Here is a 17,508-nt window from a genome sequence, read left to right on the forward strand (position 1 = left end):
CAGGTCATGCCAGACCATTATCCGCAGCGCATCGTCTGCCTCACCGAGGAGCCGACCGAGGTGCTGTACGCGCTCGGCGAGCAGGATCGCATCGTCGGTATCTCCGGCTTCACTGTGCGGCCACCACGGGCGCGCAAGGAGAAGCCGAAGGTCTCGGCCTTCATCAGCGCGAAGATCGGCGAGATCCTGAAGCTCGAACCGGATCTGGCGATCGGGTTCTCCGATATCCAGGCCGACATCGCGCGCGAGCTGATCAAGGCTGGCATCGAGGTGTGGATCAGCAACCATCGCAGCGTGGACGGCATTCTTGCCTATATCCGCCGGCTTGGCGCGATGGTCGGTGCACACGAAAAAGCCGAGGTCTATGCGCAGCGTGCCGAGCAGCACATCGCCAGGATTCGTGCCGCGGTCGCGCAACTGCCGCGTCGGCCGAAGGTGTATTTCGAGGAGTGGGACGAGCCGATCATCACCGGCATACGCTGGGTCGCCGAGATCATCGGCATCGCCGGCGGTGACGACTGCTTTCCCGAACTCGCCCGCGAGCCGCTGGCGAAGCAGCGCATCCTGCCGAACGGCGACGAAGTGGTGCGGCGTGCGCCGGACATCATTCTCGGCTCGTGGTGCGGCAAGCGTTTCCGGCCGGAGAAAGTCGCGGCACGGCCGGGTTGGGAAACCATTCCGGCGGTGCGCAACGGCGACCTTTACGAAATCAAGTCACCGATCATCCTGCAGCCGGGACCGGCGGCGTTGTTCGATGGACTCGACGAGATCCATCGGATCATCGCCGAGTGGGCGGCCCGGCAGGGATGATCCGCGCCCCTGCGGCGCGGATCGGTACAGACGTAATTACCAGATCCTCACGCGATCGGCTTCGGCACGCCACATCGGCTGGCCGGGCTTGACGCCGAATGCCTCGTAGAATTCGGGCACATTCGACAGCGGCCCATTCACGCGCCACTTCGCCGGGGCATGCACGTCACTGAGCAGGCCGCGGCGCAGCAAGGCGTCCTGCTCCTCGAAGATCCACGACAGCGCATAACCGAGGAAGAAGCGTTGCAGCGGCGTGTAGCCGGCGATCTTCTCGCCTTTCTTGTATTGCTCGGTTTTCTTGAACGCGTCGAGCCCGATCAACACACCGCCAAAGTCGGCCATGTTCTCGCCCAGACTGGCGCGTCCGTTGATGTGCAGGCCGGGCAGCGGCTCGTACGCGTCGAACTGCTTGACCAGCACGTCGGCGCGCTGGCCGAATTTCTGTGCATCTTCCTTCGTCCACCAGTCGGCGAGATTGCCTTTCGCGTCGAACTGGCGACCTTCGTCGTCGAAGCCATGGGTGATCTCGTGGCCGATCGTCGAGGCTGCGGCATAGCCGTAGACGACGGCATCATCGACTTTGGCGTCCTTGAAGCCGGGAATCGAGAACTGCGCGGCCGGCAATACGATCTCGTTGTTCGACGGGTTGTAATAGGCGTTGTAGGTCTGCGGCGTCATGTCCCATTCGGTGCGATCGACCGGCTTGCCGAACTTCGACAGCTGGTCGTTGAACGCCCATCGCCGTGCGTTCATTTCGTTCTGCGCGTACGAATCGCGGCCGATCTGCAATGCGGAGTAGTCCTTCCACTTGTCCGGATAGCCGACCTTCTTGGTCACGGCCGCGAGCTTTTCGTGCGCCTTGGCCTTGGTCGCGGCGCTCATCCAGTCGAGATGGTCGATGCGTTCGCCGTAGGCGGTGCGGATCGCCTCGACCAGGTTGTTGTAGCGCTGCTTGGTCTGCTCGGGGAAATATTCCTTGACGAAGATGCGGCCAAGGATCATGCCGATCGCGTGGTTCTCCGCATCGAGAGTGCGCTTCCAGCGCGGCCGCTGCTCCTTCTGGCCCGACAGCACGCGGCCGTAGAAATCGAAATGCTCGTCGTCGATGGCCTTGCCGAGCGTCGGTGCATAGCTGTCGAGCAGATGCACGCGCAGGTAATCGCGCAGCACCGGCACCGGCGTCTGCGCGAGCAGTTTCTGCAGGCCGCCGAAGAACTCCGGCTGACCGACGATCACGTACGGTGCCGCGAGCTTCCATGCCTGCAACCGCTCGTTCCATGCGATGCCCGGCGTGAACTTCCGGGTCAGTTCGGACGGCGCCATCTTGTTGTAGTTCTTCTGCGGGTCGCGCAGGTCGGCGAGTGGCCGCGAGACCTTGGCCAGTGCGGTTTCGAAAGCCATGACCTTGGTCGCGCTGGCATCTGCCGCCGGGCCGTCCGCGCCGAGCAGCTTGAACATCCTGCGCAGATGATCGACGTAGGCGCTGCGCGCCTTGGTCACGCCGGCCTCGCTGTTGAAGTAGTAGTCGCGATCGGGCAGGCCAAGGCCGCCTTGCTCGACGTAGACCGCCATCACGTCACTCTGCTTCTCGTCCTGCTGCACGCCGAAACCGAAGAACGCATCGACGCCGAGTGGCTGCAGCGCGAAGGCCGCATCGAGCACGCCGGGCAAGTCGGTGGCGGCATCGATGCGTGTCAACTCGGGCTTGAGCGGAGCGATACCCTGGCGCTCGGCCAGTTCGCTGTCCATCGCCGTGTTCCAGAAATCGCCAATCTTCTGCTCGTCGCTTCCGCTCGTGGCGTCCTTCTTTGCGGCGGCGTCTTCGCTGATCTTGCGCAGGTTGGCGTAGAGGTCCTCCTGCACCAGCTTGCCGATCCCCCAATAGGCTTCCGAGGCAGGAATCGGGTGGCTCTTGAGCCACGCACCGTTGGCGTAGCTGAAGAAATCGTCGCCGGGATTCACCGACATATCGATGTTGGCTGCGACCACGTCGGGTTTCGGTACCGGAGCCGCCGCCGTGGCAGGAGCTGCCGGCGCCGGTGCTTGCGGAGCCGGTGCGCGATTGCAGCCCGCGACACCGGCGACGATGGCCACGGCAAGCAGGCACAGGTGGATGCGGTGCGATCTCGCTTTCATGCAGGACGTTCCATCAGGATGACGACGCATGCTAGCGGGGCAGCGGACTGCCCAGCAATGCTTACGCAGGGAGTGGCCCCGCTAGCCGCCCATGGCCAGCGTGCCGCCCAGATCCATCAAAGGTGCGGCGATCAGCAGGCGTGCGAGCAACAACACGATCATCACCGCCATCGGCGCGAAGTCGATATTGCCGGCAATCAGCTTGCCCCGCAGCGGGCGCAGCAGCGGTTCGACGATGGTGCCGGCCAGGCGCAGCAGCGGTTGCCGCCGATCCACCGCGAACATGCTCAGCAGCGACCAGCCGAACAGCAGCACGATGTAGAACAGCAGGGCGAAGTCGAGCAACTCGGCCAGTGCGAGCAGCAGCAAGCCGATGGGATGGGGCATCACGCCGAGCAGGGCAAACAGCAGCAGGCGTTTCAGCAGCATCGCCAGCCACGCCAGCAGCAGGGCGGCCAGGTTGATCCGGCGCCAGTTCGGCAACACGCGCCGGATGGGTGCCAGCACCGGGTTGGTATAGCGATAGACGAACTGGCTCAGCGGATTGTTGAAATCCGCGCGGCAGGCTTCCGCAGCCACGCGCAGCAGCAACAATGTGATGGCGGCCTCGAAGGCCAACTCGACCAGCATGGACAGCGCGTTCAGCAGATAACTCATGACAGCCGGTCCAGCTCGGCGGCCATTTCCACGCCGCGCCGGGTGGCGGCGGCGACGGCGCGGGCGGTGATGCGCGGCAGGCCATCGGCGCTGAAACTCTCCAGCGCAGCCTGGGTGGTGCCGTTCGGCGAGGTGACGCGCTGGCGCAGGATGGCGGGATCCTCGCCACCCTCGACCAGCATGCGGCCGGCGCCGAGGCAGGTCTGCGCGGCGAGCGCACGCGCGGTATCGCGCGGCAGGCCTTGCGCCACGGCAGCGGCTTCCAGTGCCTCGACCAGGGCGAAGAAATACGCCGGGCCGGAGCCGGACAGCGCGGTGACGGTGTCCATCTGTGCCTCGTCGTCGATCCAGCGGGTGATGCCGGCGGTGTCGAGGATATGTTGTGCCTGCGCCTTCTGCGATGGGCTGACTCGGCTGTTCGCGCACAGGCCGGTGGCGCCGGCACCGATCAACGCCGGCGTGTTCGGCATGCAGCGCACAATCGGCAGGCCGGCGCCGAACCAGCGCTCCAGTTGATCCAGCCGCACGCCAGCGGCGATCGAGATCAGCAGCGGCCGATTGCGTTGCAGGGTGTCGCGCAGCTCGGCGTGGATCGCCGGCATGATCTGCGGCTTGACCGCCAACAGGATGACTTCGGCATCGGCCGCGGCGAGCCGGTTCTCGGCATAGCAGGCGACGCCGAATTCGCGACCGAGCGCTTGCCGGGCTTCGGCCAGCGGCTCGGCCACGCTGATGGTGGCCGGCGCTACGCCGGTTTTCAGCAGGCCGCCGATCAGGCTGCGCGCCATGTTGCCGCCGCCGATGAAGGCAAGTCGTGTCATGCAGGGTTCCTCATTCGTCCAGACCGCGTACCTTACCGGAGCCGGTGCAGTTGCGAGGTGGTTTTGCGGGTATGGGTGGTCGTGCAAACGATCGATTGCTGCCGCCGACGACGATGGGGTGACGGTTTTCCGGGCAGCGCTGCAAACCGGGTCGACAGTTTGTACATCGGCGACGGGAAAGACTGGCCGCACAGCCGGTTGCGCGAGTAGTATCGACGCGGCTGCAAGGGGAATCGGTTTCGTTCGGATGGCTTGGTGGCGACTGCGCCACGCGCTGCGGCGCAGCATGCCCGCGAACCTCACCGCCTCCTGTTGCGGCATCCAATTCATGCCATCCAGGCGATCGGTTGAGGGGAACGACAGATGGACATTGCCGAACTGCTTGCTTTCTCGGTGAAGAACAAGGCCTCGGACTTGCACTTGTCCGCCGGGCTGCCACCGATGATTCGCGTTGACGGCGACGTGCGCCGCATCAACATTCCCGCGCTTGAGCACAAGCAGGTGCACTCGCTGATCTACGACATCATGTCGGACAAGCAGCGGCGCGATTACGAAGAGTTCTACGAGACCGACTTCTCGTTCGAAATCCCCGGCCTGGCGCGTTTCCGCGTCAACGCGTTCAACCAGAACCGCGGTGCCGGTGCGGTGTTCCGTACCATTCCGTCCGAAGTGCTGACGCTGGAGGATCTGGGCTGCCCGCGCATCTTCAAGGAGCTGATCGAGCAGCCGCAGGGCCTGATCCTGGTGACCGGCCCGACCGGTTCGGGCAAGTCGACCACGCTGGCGGCGATGGTCGACCACGTCAACAAGAACGAATACGGCCACATGCTCACGATCGAGGATCCGATCGAGTTCGTGCACACCTCGCAGAAGTGCCTGGTCAACCAGCGCGAGGTCCATCGCGATACGCATGGTTTCAACGAGGCGCTGCGTTCGGCATTGCGCGAGGATCCGGATTACATCCTGGTCGGCGAGTTGCGCGATCTGGAAACCATCCGCCTGGCGCTGACCGCGGCGGAAACCGGCCACCTGGTCTTTGCCACGGTGCATACCAGCTCGGCGGCGAAGACGATCGACCGCATCATCGACGTGTTCCCCGCCGGTGAGAAGCCGATGGTGCGCTCGATGCTGTCCGAATCGTTGCGCGCGGTGATCTCGCAGTCGCTGCTGAAGAAGGTCGGCGGTGGCCGTATCGCGGCGCATGAGATCATGGTCGGCATCCCGGCGATCCGCAACCTGATCCGCGAGGACAAGGTGGCGCAGATGTATTCGTCGATCCAGACCGGTCAGCAGTTCGGCATGCAGACGCTGGACCAGTGTCTGCAGGATCTGGTCAAGCGCGGTCTGGTGACGCGTCAGCAGGCTTCCAGTTACGCCAAGAACAAAGACAGCTTCAAGTAAAACCCGGAAGCGCGAAGCGGGACACGATCGGCAACTGCCAGTCCTGCGCCTGCTCTACGCTTCCAGTACCCCGTTCCCTGTCTCCGGAGGAGGCCCGCCATGAGCGATTTTGATTTCACCTCGTTCCTCAAATTGATGGTGCACAAGAAGGCCTCGGACCTGTTCATCACGGCCGGCGTGGCACCCTCGATGAAGGTGCAGGGCCGCATCGTGCCGATCACCCAGAGTCCGCTCAGCGTGCAGCAGTCGCGCGACATGGTGCTCAACGTGATGACGCCGGGGCAGCGCGAAGAGTTCGAGAAGACCCACGAATGCCAGTTCGCGATCTCGGCGCAGGGCGTTGGCCGCTTCCGTGTGTCGTGCTTCTACCAGCGCAACTGCGTCGGCATGGTGCTGCGCCGGATCGATTCGAAGATTCCGACCACCGAGGAACTGAACCTGCCGCCGGTGATCAAGCAGCTGGCGATGACCAAGCGCGGCATCATCATTTTCGTCGGTGCCACCGGCTCGGGTAAATCGACTTCGCTGGCGGCGATGGTGGGCTATCGCAACCTGAATTCGACCGGTCACATCATCACGATCGAGGATCCGATCGAGTACGTGCACAAGCACGAGGGCTGCATCATCACCCAGCGCGAAGTCGGCATCGATACCGACAGCTGGGAAAATGCGCTGAAGAACACGCTGCGCCAGGCGCCGGACGTGATCATGATCGGCGAGGTGCGCACACGCGAGGGCATGGACCACGCGATCGCCTTCGCCGAAACCGGTCACCTGGTGCTGTGCACGCTGCACGCGAACAACGCCAACCAGGCGATGGATCGCATCCTGCATTTCTTCCCGGAAGATCGGCGCGAGCAGCTGCTGATGGATTTGTCGTTGAACCTGAAAGGCATCGTGGCGCAGATGCTGATCCCCACGCCCGACGGCAAGGCGCGCCGGGTCGCGGTGGAAGTGCTGCTGGGTACGCCGCTGGCGCAGGATTACATCCGCCAGGGCGAGATCCACAAGCTCAAGGAATTGATGAAGGAGTCCACCTTGCTCGGCATGAAGACGTTCGATCAGAGTCTGGTCGAGCTGTATCACGCCGGCGAGATCTCCTACGAGGACGCGCTGCGTCACGCCGACAGCTCCAACGAGGTGCGTCTGCGCATCAAGCTGGCACAGGGCGGCGATGCGCATACGCTGTCGCAGGGACTGGATGGGGTGGAGCTGGAGGAAGACCGCGATGCGCAGAACTTCGGCGGCGGCAACCATCTGCTGAATCGCTGAGCGTCATCGCAACAATGGAAATGAAGAAGGAGCCCGCGGGCTCCTTCTTCATTTCTGCAGATCCGTCGCGGACTTACTGTGCTGGCGTGGCGCTGACGGCCAGGCCGCTGGCATCGACGCCCTTGACGCCCTTGACCTGCTTGGCCACGCGCTCGGCATGCATCTTTTCCTTGGCGCTGGCGACATTGCCGGTCAGGGTGACCATGCCATCGCTGGTCGAGACCGAAATATCCGTGGCCTGGATGCCCTTGGTGGTGCCGAATTCGGATTTCACCTTGGTGGTGATCCAGGCATCGGCGGCCTTGTCCGGTACGGTCTGGTTGTCGGACGACTTCTGCATCGAGCCGGCGTCCTGCGCAGCAACCTGGGCAAACGGTGCCGCCGCAAAGGCGACCATCAAGCCGGTGGCGAACAAGCTGTTGCGGATCATCGAATGGGTACGCATGGCAATCTCCTGACAGGGGTGGGGTTGGTCGGCGACGGTGGTCGTGGCTGCCGACTTCCGTGATCCATCGCAACAGCCATCCCGTGAATATCGCGTGGCGGTGGCAGGGTTTGATTCAGCAGACGATTACGGATGCGAAAGGCGTGTCATGAAGATGTTGGCTGGATGTTCGGCCAGGCTGTGGTCAGGTACGAAGTGATCACGCATGAAACCCCCGGGGCGCCGTAGCACCCCGGTTTTCGGTGACTGCCGCCGTAGCGGATTACTTCAGGGTGGTCTGGGTGCTGAACACCATGCCGTCATGGTCGACGTGCATTTCGGCATCGATGCTGTCGACCCGTTCGGCCTGAGCCTTCATCGCGGCGAATTGCGCCTTCGATCGCGCGGCGTTGGCGGCCGCCTGCGTGGCGTCATCCGCGCTGTCGCTGTCGATCGACGGCTCGTCGCTCTTGCTGAGTGCGGCGGTGGCGGCAGACAGGCTGTCGACCTTCTGCTCCATCAGCTGCAGCCAGTTCAGGTACATCGCGCCACTCAGGTGCATGCGGGTCATGCCGCCGGCATCGCCGGTGGGATCCTTGAGCGTGTCGCCGAGCTTGGCGTCCTCGCCGGCACCGATGCCCAGCGCGAGCGCCTTGTCGCCGAGAGCGATCCAGGCCGGCTGACCCAGGATGCTGGTCATGTCCTTCGGCAGCGGCAGCGGTCCGCCACCGCTGACGGGTTTCAACTGCGCCAGCGCGGGCACCATCATCTGGCCCATCGCGAGCAGGCCGGCGGGATTGTTGCTGCCGAGCACGATGCGGCCACTGAAGCTCGGCAGGCTGGCGTTCTGACCGGGCACCAGGGTGTCCAGCGCGATGCGCAGGCCGAGCATGTCGCCGAACGGCGGGATCGCCGCCTTCTGCATGGCTGGGCCGAGTTTGGCAAAACTGTCGTTGAGATCGTTCAATGCCGGACAGGTGAATGGCTTGGCGGTCACCGCATCGGCCTGGGCCGACCAGAATGTGCGCAGCTGCGCGACCGGCAGCGCGAGCGTCAGATCAAACGGCGCGGTGCCGGCACGGCCCAGTCCGGGCAGTTCCACCTTGAGGCCGGCGAAGGCCTTGCTGATGTCATCGGCCAGCGCCACGTCGAACCGTGCGTCCTGGTGCTTCGCGTCGAGCCGGATATAGCCGAAGCTCAATGACGGCACGCGGGCGGCGATACGGGCAGCGTCGGTCGCACAGCTCGGTGAGGTCTGCAGCTGGTTGGCGACGGGTTCACCGGTCTTGGCGGATTCGGCTTCGGCATGCGCCTTGAGGATTGCGCCGAGCAACGGGTCCTTGCCGCCGAGTGCCAGCGGCAAGGCACGGGTCAGATCCAGATCGCCGACGACCCATTGCTGATAGCCCTTGGCCTTGGCCAGCGTGGTCAGACGGCCATCGTCCAACAGATTCTTCTGTGGCCGATCCAAGCCAAGCGCCTGGCGCAACATGGCAGGCGCTGCATCGGCCGGCAGCAGTGCAGCCACGGCCTGTTTGCCAACCGTGGCCAGGATCACCTCGGTGCCCGACGCGGTGAAGACATACTTGCGGTAGCTCTGCGTGCCCAGATTGACGACATCGAGCTTCTTGCCATAGGCAGTTTCCAGCCGGCCGACGAAGCCCTCGAACGCCTTCGGGTCGCTCAGTTCGAAACGCATGACCGGCGCCAGGCCAAGGCCGTAGAGCGCCGAGTAGCCTTTGAGGTTGAAGCCGGCGCCGTCGGCGAAGCTCTCGACCGTCTTGCCGTTGAACTCCGCACTCAACGCGCGCAGCAGGCGCGCGCCGTCGGGATCCTTCAGCGCCATGCGATCGGCGGCGGCATTGATCTGGGCCAGCTGCGAGGGCAGCTGCGCGTCGGCCTGGGCAAGCAGGGCCTTGCGGGTGTCGTCATCCAGTACCTGCAGATTGGCCACCACGTACGGCGTGTCCGCCGGTACGAAGGCCAGTGGTGCATCCTTGTCCTTGTGCCCACAGGCAACCAGCATGACGCCGGCAAAGCCCAGCGCGATGAATCGCATCGTCGATCGCATGTAGATCCCCGGAGGTGATGGATGTTGCGCGGATATTATGCCCGCTTTGGCGCATTGCCGCAGTGCGTCAATTGTCGCCCGGCGCTGCGGGATCCGGGGATCGCACTTGGGGTATCAACGGGCCAGCACTTCGTTCAGCACGGCCATGCGCACGAACACGCCGTTGCCGACCTGTTCGAGGATGCGTGACTGCGCACCGTCGGCTACATCCGGGGCGATCTCGATGCCGCGGTTGATCGGCCCCGGGTGCATCACCAGGCAGCCCTTCGCGGCACGTGCCAGGCGGCGCTGGTCCAGCCCGTAACGGGTGAAGTAGGCCGCTTCGTCCGGCAGGTCGATCGAGGCCATGCGCTCCTTCTGCAGGCGCAGCGTGATCACCGCATCGGCACCTTCGATCGCCGCATCGAAGTCGTCGTAGTGCCGGCAATGCGGGAATTCCTCTGCTGTCGGCATCAAGGCGGCCGGGCCGCACAGGCGGATCTGCTTCACGCCGAGGGTGGTGAATGCATGGACGTCCGAACGCGCCACGCGCGAATGCTTGATGTCGCCGCAGATCACCACCGTGAGATTCTCGAAATCCGGCCGGTGCTGGCGGATCGTCAGCGCATCGAGCAGGCCCTGGGTCGGATGTGCACGGTTGCCGTCGCCGGCATTGATCACCGACACGCCGCTCATCGCGTGGCGGACCAGCTCGTCCGGCGTGCCCGAGTGCTTGTGGCGCACGATGATCGCGTCCAGATGCATCGCTTCGAGCGTGTGCAGCGTGTCGAACAACTCCTCGCCCTTGCTGGTGGATGACAGGCCAAGGTCGAAGTTGACCACGTCCGCGCCGAGTCGCCGGGCCGCCAGCTCGAACGAGGTGCGGGTGCGCGTGGATGGCTCGAAGAACAGGTTCAACACGGTGCGTCCGGCCAGTACATCGAGCTTGCGGGTGCCATGTGCGCAGGCATCGCGCAACGCCTCGGCGCGGTCGAGCAGGCGCTCGATCGTTTCGCGCGGAAGATGTTCCAGGGTGGTCAGGTGGCGCAGGCGAGGGCTCATGGCGGCAGGTCTGAGGATGGCGAAGGGAAGGGTCAGTGATCGGCGGTATCAGCGGGCAGCGAATCGGCCCCACCCAGCCAGCGTTCCACGATGATCGCGGCGGCCTCGGCGTCGATCGTCACCGCGTCGCGGCGGCGCTTGAGGCCGGCGGCGCGGGCGGCGGCAAACCGCTGGGCGGCTTCCTGCGAACTGTGGCGTTCATCGACCAGCACGACCGGCAGGCCGTAACGCTGCTGCAACTGTGCGGCAAAGCGGCGGGCGTGGCGACTGGCGGCCTGTTCGCCGCCATCGAGCGCCAGCGGCAGGCCGACGATCAAGGTGTCCGGCAGCCATTCCTTGCGCAGACCATCGAGCTGCTGCCAGTCCGGCTCACCATCCTTTACCGCCACGGTGGTCAACCCGCGCGCGCTGGCAGTGAATGCATTGCCGATGGCCACGCCGGTCAGGCGGCTGCCGACATCGAAGCCGAGCACACAACTCATGCGTGGCCCGCATAGCCGGACAACTGGCGCGGGTCGATCCCGACCAGTCCGGCAGCGGCGCTCCAGCGATCCTCCAGTGGGGTGTCGAACACTACGCGACCGCAGGCCTCGGCGGTGAGCCACGCGTTCGCCATCAGTTCCTGTTCCAGCTGACCAGCATCCCAGCCGGCGTAGCCGAGCACCATGATGGCCTGGCGCGGGCCTTCGCCGGCGGCCATCGCGACCAGGATGTCGCGCGAGGTGGTGACCGACCAGTCGGGATTGATGCTGTAGCTGGACTCCCAGTCGCCGGGTTCGCTGTGCAGCACGAAGCCGCGCTCCTGCTGCACCGGGCCGCCGATCAGCACCGCGGCGTCGGCCAGTTCGCTGTCCATGCATTCGAGCCGCATCTGCGCCAGCACGTCACCGAACCGGTATTCGGACAGCTGGTTTACCAGCAGGCCGACCGCACCACCTTCGTCGTGTTGGCATAACAGGGCCACGCCACGGGAGAACGGTGGATCGGCCAGGCCCGGCATGGCAATCAGGAAGTGACCGGTGAGGGTGGTCGATGCAGTCGTGCTCATGCGGCCATTGTAAGCCGAGCGGCCCCAAGTCGCGCGAAACGCAGGTGAGGACGGGACTATTTGTTGCGCAGCACATCGCCGGGCAGGAATTGCCAGGTGCGGGTGATGTACAGCTCGTCGACATGGGTATCTGTCGGCAACGGGGGGAACGGCGCGGCCAGCCGTACGATGCGTTCGGCGGCCGCATCCAGCAGTGGCTGGCCGGAGCTCTTGATGATCGTGATGTTCTTGATGCCGCCGTCGCGGTTGAGTCCGACGGTGAGCAGCAGATCGCCATACAACTTGCGCTCGCGTGCTTCGGCGGGATAGTTGAGGTTGCCGATCCGCTGCACCCGGTCCGACCAGCCGCGCATGTAGCTGGCGTAGACGTATTCCTTGGTGTTCGCCGAGATGAATTTCTTCTTCGGCCGCTTGGCCAGCGCCTCGGTCTGCTGGCGCAACTCGGCCGCGAGCTGGGCGATCGCCTGCTGGCGCTTCAGCTCGGCCGCGGTCGGGGTCGGCTCCTCGGGGTCGACCTGGGTCTGCGCGGTATCGCTGGAAACAGTGAGGTCGGTAGCGCCCGTGGTGGTGACCATCCGCGTCGGTGTGGCCTCGCGCGGCTGTGGCGTAGCGGCCTCGACCGGTTGCGCGGCGGTGCCAGGGTCCGGCTTGGGCAGCGCGCCGGAGAACATCTGCGACGGCCGCGCGGCGCGGTCACTCTGGCCGCCGCCGCTGTTGTTGGCCTGGGCCAGGAAATCCGCCTTGTCCGGTGCCTGCTGGTTCGCCACGTTGACCAGGGTCACGTCCAGCGTCGGCAGGCTGGGGCTGGGTTTCACGAAGTGGAATGTGATGCCGAGCAACAGCACGCCATGCAGCAGCAAAGAGAACAGCAAGGTGGCGCCGATCGGGTCCGGCGCACTGGAAACGGTTGCAGGGGTACTCACGTAGTGCGGTTTCCGGAGACGTGCTGTTCGATGACGTCGAACAACTGGCCGGCAATGTTAATCCCGAACTGGGCATCGAGTTCACGCACGCAGGTCGGGGATGTGACGTTGATCTCGGTCAGGTAGTCACCGATCACGTCCAGTCCGACAAAGCGCAGGCCGCGCCGGCGCAGCTCGGGTGCCACCTGGGCTACGATCCAGCGGTCGCGATCGGACAAAGGCACGCCTTCACCCCGGCCGCCGGCGGCGAGATTGCCGCGGAACTCATTGCCTTGCGGGATGCGTGCCAGCGCGTACGGTACCGGTTCGCCATCGATGACCAGGATGCGCTTGTCGCCGGCGGTGATCTCCGGAATGTACTTCTGCGCGATCGCCAGTTGCCGGCCTGCGCCGTGGGCATCGCCGCCGAGCAGGGTTTCCAGCATCGAATTGAGGTTGCTGTCGGCCGCCTTGACCCGGAAGATGCCGCGGCCGCCCATGCCGTCCAGCGGCTTCAGCACCACCTCGCCGTGCTCGCCGGCGAAGCGGCGCAGTTCGCCGGCGTCGCGGGAGACCAGCGTGGGTGCGATGCACTGCGGAAAAGCTAACGCGAACAGTTTCTCGTTGCAGTCGCGCAAGGCCTGCGGATCGTTGATTACGGCCACACCACCGCGCTGAGCGGCTTCCAGCACCATCGTGTCGTAGATGAACTGCGCATCGACCGGCGGATCCTTGCGCATCAGCACCACATCGAGTTCGCGCAGGTCGCGCCACTGCGCCTGCCCCAGGGTGAACCAGCGCTGCGGATCCTCGCGCACGTCGAGCGCGGCAATGCGTGCCCACGGCGCGCCGTCGCGCAACGCCAGGTCGCCCTGCTCGAAATAATGCAGTGCATGTCCGCGTCGCCGGGCTTCCAGCAACATAGCGAAGCTGGTGTCCTTGGCTATCTTGATCGCGCCGATGGGGTCCATCAGCACGCCGACCGAAAGGGCCATCGTGGTTCTCCGTTGGTGGCCCGGATGCGGCTGCGCGTGCGGGCGGCGAGGATCGTCAGGGGACTATCTTAAGTGGGATGGCTGACACGGAGTTCGCCGAGTGACGAGTCCGTCATGGTTTCGAAGCTGTCGCAGGTGGCCAGATGGTGCCACTATGGGTCACCTTTGTGCGCCATCTCGAAGTATTGCTTGACAGTTTTGACGGGCAGGCGGTAAACAGCAAAGTTACGGGATGCACCGCCGCAGAGCGGTTACAGGGTTGTCAGCTTCGAAATTTTTTACATGCACGCCTGGCGGCATGGCTGTTGCATGTCTTGGTGTCTAACCTGAGCCCGGGGCGGGCCGCAGGGGGAGTAGTGAATTTGAACGTGAGTGCAAATGACTTGGCGGGTCTCAAGGTCATGGTGATCGATGACTCGAAGACCATCCGCCGTACAGCGGAAACCCTGCTGAAAAAGGAAGGGTGCGAAGTATTGACCGCGGTGGATGGGTTCGAGGCGCTGGCCAAGATCTCCGACCAGAAGCCCGCGATCATCTTCGTCGACATCATGATGCCGCGGCTGGATGGTTATCAGACCTGCGCGCTGATCAAGAACAATCCGCTTTTCCGTGCCACGCCGGTGATCATGCTGAGCTCGAAGGATGGCCTGTTCGACAAGGCCCGCGGGCGCATCGTGGGGGCCGAACAGTATCTGACCAAGCCGTTCACGCGGGACGAGCTGCTTGGTGCCATTCATCGCCACGTCAGCACGGTGCCCAATCGCTGACTGCAGATTCTGAGGGGGACCTGTGGCAACTATTCTCATCATCGACGACTCGCCGACCGACGTGCGCGTGTTCACCACGCTGCTTGAGCGTGCCGGTCATCAGGTCGCCGCTGTCGGTACGGCCGAGGAAGGGATCGAGCGCGCGCGCGCCGAACTGCCTGACCTGATCATCATGGACGTGATCATGCCCGGCATGAATGGTTTCCAGGCGACCCGCACGCTGACCCGCGACCCGATCACGGCGGCGGTGCCGATCGTGATGATCACCACCAAGTCGATGGAAACCGACCGGGTGTGGGGGTTGCGCCAGGGCGCCCGCGCGTTCATCACCAAACCGGTGAACGAGAAGGAATTGCTGACCTGTATCCATGATCTGTCGAGCGCGACATGAACCAGTCCGTCAATCGCACCCCGTTCGAAATCCTGGCTCGCTACGAGCGGCTGTCGCTGGCGCATGCTTCCGATACGCAGGACAAACTGGAGGCGCCCGGACTGTGGCGCGGCATCGGCTTCCGTGTTGGCTCGCGGGTGCTGGTCAGTGGCATCGACGAGATCAACGAATTGCTGGCCGTGCCCACGCTCACGCCGGTGCCGGGCACTCAGCCATGGCTGCTCGGGGTGGCCAATGTGCGCGGCAACCTGGTGCCGGTCGTCGACTTCGGTCGCTTCCTGTTTGGCGAACGCACGCAGCATTCCGATCGCACCCGCCTGCTGGTGGTGCGCCAGGGCAGCGGCAGCGTGGCACTGCTGGTCGATGAAGTGTTCGGTCAGCGTACGGTGGACGAGCAACAGCGACGCGAGGCCGAGCGCGAGGAAGATCCGCGGCTGACCCGCTTCGTCGAAAGCCGGGTAGGTGAGCAGCAACTGGCGATTTTCAGCATGAATCGGTTGGTGCGTGCACCGGATTTCCGGCAGGCAGCGGCCTGAGCGGGACACGGTTTCAGTTATTTTAGGGCCGGTGCCGATCGTGGCCGGAAGCTTGGAACGACAACAATTCCCTGGCCAGCTGCCGCGCTTTGATGCGGAGCCGGCAACGTTATTGGTAATTAGCTAGACGGATGAGGTGAACATGAGCACTACAGGGGGCGTCAGCAGGGAACGGGGTTACACCGCACTCATTGTCCTGCTGCTGATTGCGATTGGTCTGGCGGCGTTTGACTTCTGGCGGTTGAACATCAAGAACGATGAGGATCGCCAAGCCATCGCGCTGACCACGCAGATCCAGGTGCTGTCACAGCAGACGGCCAAGTTCGCGCTGGAATCGGCAAGCGGCAACACGGACTCCTTCAAGGAGCTCGAGAGCACCCGCAACTCCATCGATTCGGCGGTGCAGCGACTGGACAAGGGCGATGCGACGGGTGGCATGCAGGCGTACGCCGATAACAACGCCACACCGGCCGGGCGCGCCGTGAGCGCGCTCGACGCCTCCTGGAAGCAGCTCGACGCCGATATCGGCAAGATCCTTTCCAACAAGGCGGTGGTGCTCGATTCCGGGGAGCGCGCCGACACGTTGTCGCAGCAGATGCCCTTGCTCAACTCGAGCATGGATCAGGTGGTCAACATCCTGCAGCAGCGCAACGGCAGCCCCGAACAGATGCTGGGCACGTCCCGTCAGATGCTGTCGGCTGACCGCATCATCCGCCGCGTGCAGGAAGTGCTGCAGGGTGGTGACAACGCGCAGTCGGCAGCCGATGGCCTGTCACGCGATGCGCAGCTGTACGGCAACGTGCTGAAGGGATTGATCGGGGGCAACGCCGACAGCGGCGTGAAGCCGATCGGCGACGCCAACGCGCGCAAAATCCTCACCGACATGGATGCCAGCTGGGAAAAGCTGGCCGACCCGGTGGCCAAGCTGGTCGCCGCCGCCGGCAACATTGCCGACGTGAAGCACGCAGGCAATCAGGCCTCGCTGGATTCGCAGACGGTGCTGTTGCGCGCGAACGACCTGTCCGAGCAGATCGGCAAGTTGCCGTTGCGCCGGCTGTTCCCGAACGTGTGGTGGGGTCTGCTCGGTGCGATCGCCGCGGTGGCGTTCGCGCTGTTGCTGGTGATCACGCTGGTGCGCGACCAGCGCAAGCGTTTCGCCAGCAGTACCGAACTGAACCAGCGCAACCAGGAGGCGATCATGCGTCTGCTGGACGAGATGGGCTCGCTCGCCGAAGGTGACCTCACGGTCAAGACCACGGTGTCGGAGGACATCACCGGCGCGATCGCCGACTCGGTGAACTACGCCATCGACGAGCTGCGCTCACTGGTCACCACCATCAACGAGACCTCCGAGCAGGTGTCGTCGTCGGCGCAGGAAACCCAGACCACCGCGCGCCATCTGGCTGACGCGGCCGAGCAGCAGGCGCAGCAGATCAGCTCGGCGACCTCGGCGATCAACCAGATCGTGAGCTCGATGGATACGGTATCGAAGGACTCCGCCGAATCGGCCGATGTGGCCGAGCGCTCGGTGAAGATCGCCTCGCACGGCGCCGAGGTGGTGCGCGAGACGATCTCCGGGATGGACTCGATCCGCGACCAGATCCAGGAGACCTCCAAGCGCATCAAGCGGCTGGGCGAATCCTCGCAGGAGATCGGCTCGATCGTGGAACTGATCAACGACATTGCCGAGCAGACCAACATCCTCGCATTGAACGCGGCGATCCAGGCGGCTTCGGCCGGCGAGGCGGGTCGCGGTTTCGCGGTGGTGGCGGACGAAGTGCAGCGACTGGCCGAACGCTCGACCAGTGCGACCAAGCGTATCGAGACGCTGGTGCAGACGATTCAGTCCGATACCAACGAGGCGGTGAACTCGATGGAACAGACCACCGCCGAGGTGGTGGCCGGTGCACGCAAGGCGGAAGATGCCGGCAGCGCACTGGGTGACATCGAGCGCGTGTCGCACGATCTGTCCGCGCTGATTCAGAACATCTCCAGCGCGGCACGTCAGCAATCCGCGGCGGCGACCGACATCTCGCATTCAATGAACGCGATTCAGGAAATTACTTCGCAGACCTCGCAGGGCGCGAGCCAGACCGCCGACTCGATCGGCACCCTGGCGCAGCTGGCGAGTGATCTGCGGCGCTCGGTAGCGCATTTCAAGCTGCCGGGTTGACATCGGAATTCAAGACGGGGGGCAGTCTCGTTGGTTGCGTGATGCTTGCGTTGTGCAACCGCT

The 17,508-nt window shown here is 64.4% G+C and carries 17 protein-coding genes; 7 read left to right on the plus strand and 10 right to left on the minus strand.

Features of this window, described 5'->3' with window-relative positions; all coding sequences use genetic code 11:
• Positions 1-6 precede the first annotated feature (6 nt).
• Positions 7-810 (plus strand): cobalamin-binding protein, encoded by an 804-nt coding sequence (locus B0E48_RS13715; protein WP_077518883.1) that lies wholly within the window; start codon positions 7-9, stop codon positions 808-810.
• A gap of 36 nt (positions 811-846) precedes the next feature.
• Here B0E48_RS13715 and B0E48_RS13720 read toward each other — a convergent pair whose 3' ends face one another.
• From B0E48_RS13720 to proC, 3 genes are all read right to left on the minus strand, one after another.
• Positions 847-2,946, minus strand: a complete 2,100-nt coding sequence (locus tag B0E48_RS13720; protein ID WP_077518723.1) for a M13 family metallopeptidase — start codon at positions 2,944-2,946, stop codon at positions 847-849.
• 81 nt (positions 2,947-3,027) lie between these two features.
• Positions 3,028-3,603, minus strand: a complete 576-nt coding sequence (locus B0E48_RS13725; RefSeq protein WP_077518724.1) for a YggT family protein — start codon at positions 3,601-3,603, stop codon at positions 3,028-3,030.
• Positions 3,600-4,424 (minus strand): pyrroline-5-carboxylate reductase, encoded by an 825-nt coding sequence (gene proC / locus B0E48_RS13730; RefSeq protein WP_077518725.1) that lies wholly within the window; start codon positions 4,422-4,424, stop codon positions 3,600-3,602. The genes B0E48_RS13725 and proC overlap by 4 nt, the downstream gene beginning before the upstream one ends.
• A gap of 363 nt (positions 4,425-4,787) precedes the next feature.
• On the opposite strand from proC, the gene B0E48_RS13735 reads away from it, so the two are divergent.
• The gene (locus B0E48_RS13735; RefSeq protein ID WP_077518726.1) at positions 4,788-5,825 is read left to right on the plus strand and encodes a type IV pilus twitching motility protein PilT; all 1,038 of its coding nucleotides are present in this window, start codon (positions 4,788-4,790) and stop codon (positions 5,823-5,825) included.
• Between the two features lie 99 nt (positions 5,826-5,924).
• Positions 5,925-7,097: a PilT/PilU family type 4a pilus ATPase gene (locus B0E48_RS13740; RefSeq protein WP_077518727.1), complete on the plus strand. Its 1,173-nt coding sequence runs from the start codon at positions 5,925-5,927 to the stop codon at positions 7,095-7,097.
• Between the two features lie 73 nt (positions 7,098-7,170).
• Here the strand turns inward: B0E48_RS13740 and B0E48_RS13745 are convergent, their stop codons facing one another.
• The 7 genes from B0E48_RS13745 to gshB all read right to left on the minus strand — a co-directional run bounded on the left by B0E48_RS13745 (position 7,171) and on the right by gshB (position 13,578).
• Positions 7,171-7,542, minus strand: coding sequence for a BON domain-containing protein (locus B0E48_RS13745; protein WP_077518728.1), 372 nt, complete (start codon positions 7,540-7,542; stop codon positions 7,171-7,173).
• A gap of 262 nt (positions 7,543-7,804) precedes the next feature.
• Positions 7,805-9,592, minus strand: a complete 1,788-nt coding sequence (locus B0E48_RS13750; protein WP_077518729.1) for a hypothetical protein — start codon at positions 9,590-9,592, stop codon at positions 7,805-7,807.
• A 114-nt stretch (positions 9,593-9,706) separates the two neighbouring features.
• On the minus strand, positions 9,707-10,633 hold the full coding sequence (locus tag B0E48_RS13755; RefSeq protein WP_077518730.1) for an aspartate carbamoyltransferase catalytic subunit: 927 nt from the start codon (positions 10,631-10,633) through the stop codon (positions 9,707-9,709).
• 32 nt (positions 10,634-10,665) lie between these two features.
• On the minus strand, positions 10,666-11,115 hold the full coding sequence (gene ruvX / locus B0E48_RS13760) for a Holliday junction resolvase RuvX (protein ID WP_077518731.1): 450 nt from the start codon (positions 11,113-11,115) through the stop codon (positions 10,666-10,668).
• A complete protein-coding gene (locus tag B0E48_RS13765) occupies positions 11,112-11,681 on the minus strand; it encodes a YqgE/AlgH family protein (RefSeq protein ID WP_077518732.1) in 570 nt (189 codons plus the stop codon). Before B0E48_RS13765 ends, ruvX begins: the two co-directional genes overlap by 4 nt.
• A 56-nt stretch (positions 11,682-11,737) precedes the next feature.
• Positions 11,738-12,604 carry an energy transducer TonB gene (locus B0E48_RS13770; protein ID WP_077518733.1) on the minus strand — a complete coding sequence of 289 codons (867 nt, stop codon included), beginning with the start codon at positions 12,602-12,604 and terminating at the stop codon, positions 11,738-11,740.
• Positions 12,601-13,578 carry a glutathione synthase gene (gshB, locus tag B0E48_RS13775; RefSeq protein WP_077518734.1) on the minus strand — a complete coding sequence of 326 codons (978 nt, stop codon included), beginning with the start codon at positions 13,576-13,578 and terminating at the stop codon, positions 12,601-12,603. Before gshB ends, B0E48_RS13770 begins: the two co-directional genes overlap by 4 nt.
• Before the next feature lie 401 nt (positions 13,579-13,979).
• Between gshB and pilG the strand changes: the two genes are divergently transcribed.
• The 4 genes from pilG (at position 13,980) to B0E48_RS13795 (ending at position 17,445) form a co-directional block, all read left to right on the plus strand.
• Entirely contained in the window at positions 13,980-14,345 is a 366-nt protein-coding gene (gene pilG / locus B0E48_RS13780) for a twitching motility response regulator PilG (RefSeq protein WP_077446430.1), read from the plus strand.
• Between the two features lie 22 nt (positions 14,346-14,367).
• Entirely contained in the window at positions 14,368-14,736 is a 369-nt protein-coding gene (locus B0E48_RS13785) for a response regulator (protein WP_077518736.1), read from the plus strand.
• On the plus strand, positions 14,733-15,272 hold the full coding sequence (locus B0E48_RS13790; protein WP_077518737.1) for a chemotaxis protein CheW: 540 nt from the start codon (positions 14,733-14,735) through the stop codon (positions 15,270-15,272). The genes B0E48_RS13785 and B0E48_RS13790 overlap by 4 nt, the downstream gene beginning before the upstream one ends.
• Before the next feature lie 142 nt (positions 15,273-15,414).
• Positions 15,415-17,445 (plus strand): methyl-accepting chemotaxis protein, encoded by a 2,031-nt coding sequence (locus B0E48_RS13795; protein WP_077518738.1) that lies wholly within the window; start codon positions 15,415-15,417, stop codon positions 17,443-17,445.
• Positions 17,446-17,508 lie beyond the last annotated feature (63 nt).

The sequence above is a fragment of the Rhodanobacter sp. C03 genome (assembly GCF_002001175.1).
GTDB lineage: Bacteria > Pseudomonadota > Gammaproteobacteria > Xanthomonadales > Rhodanobacteraceae > Rhodanobacter.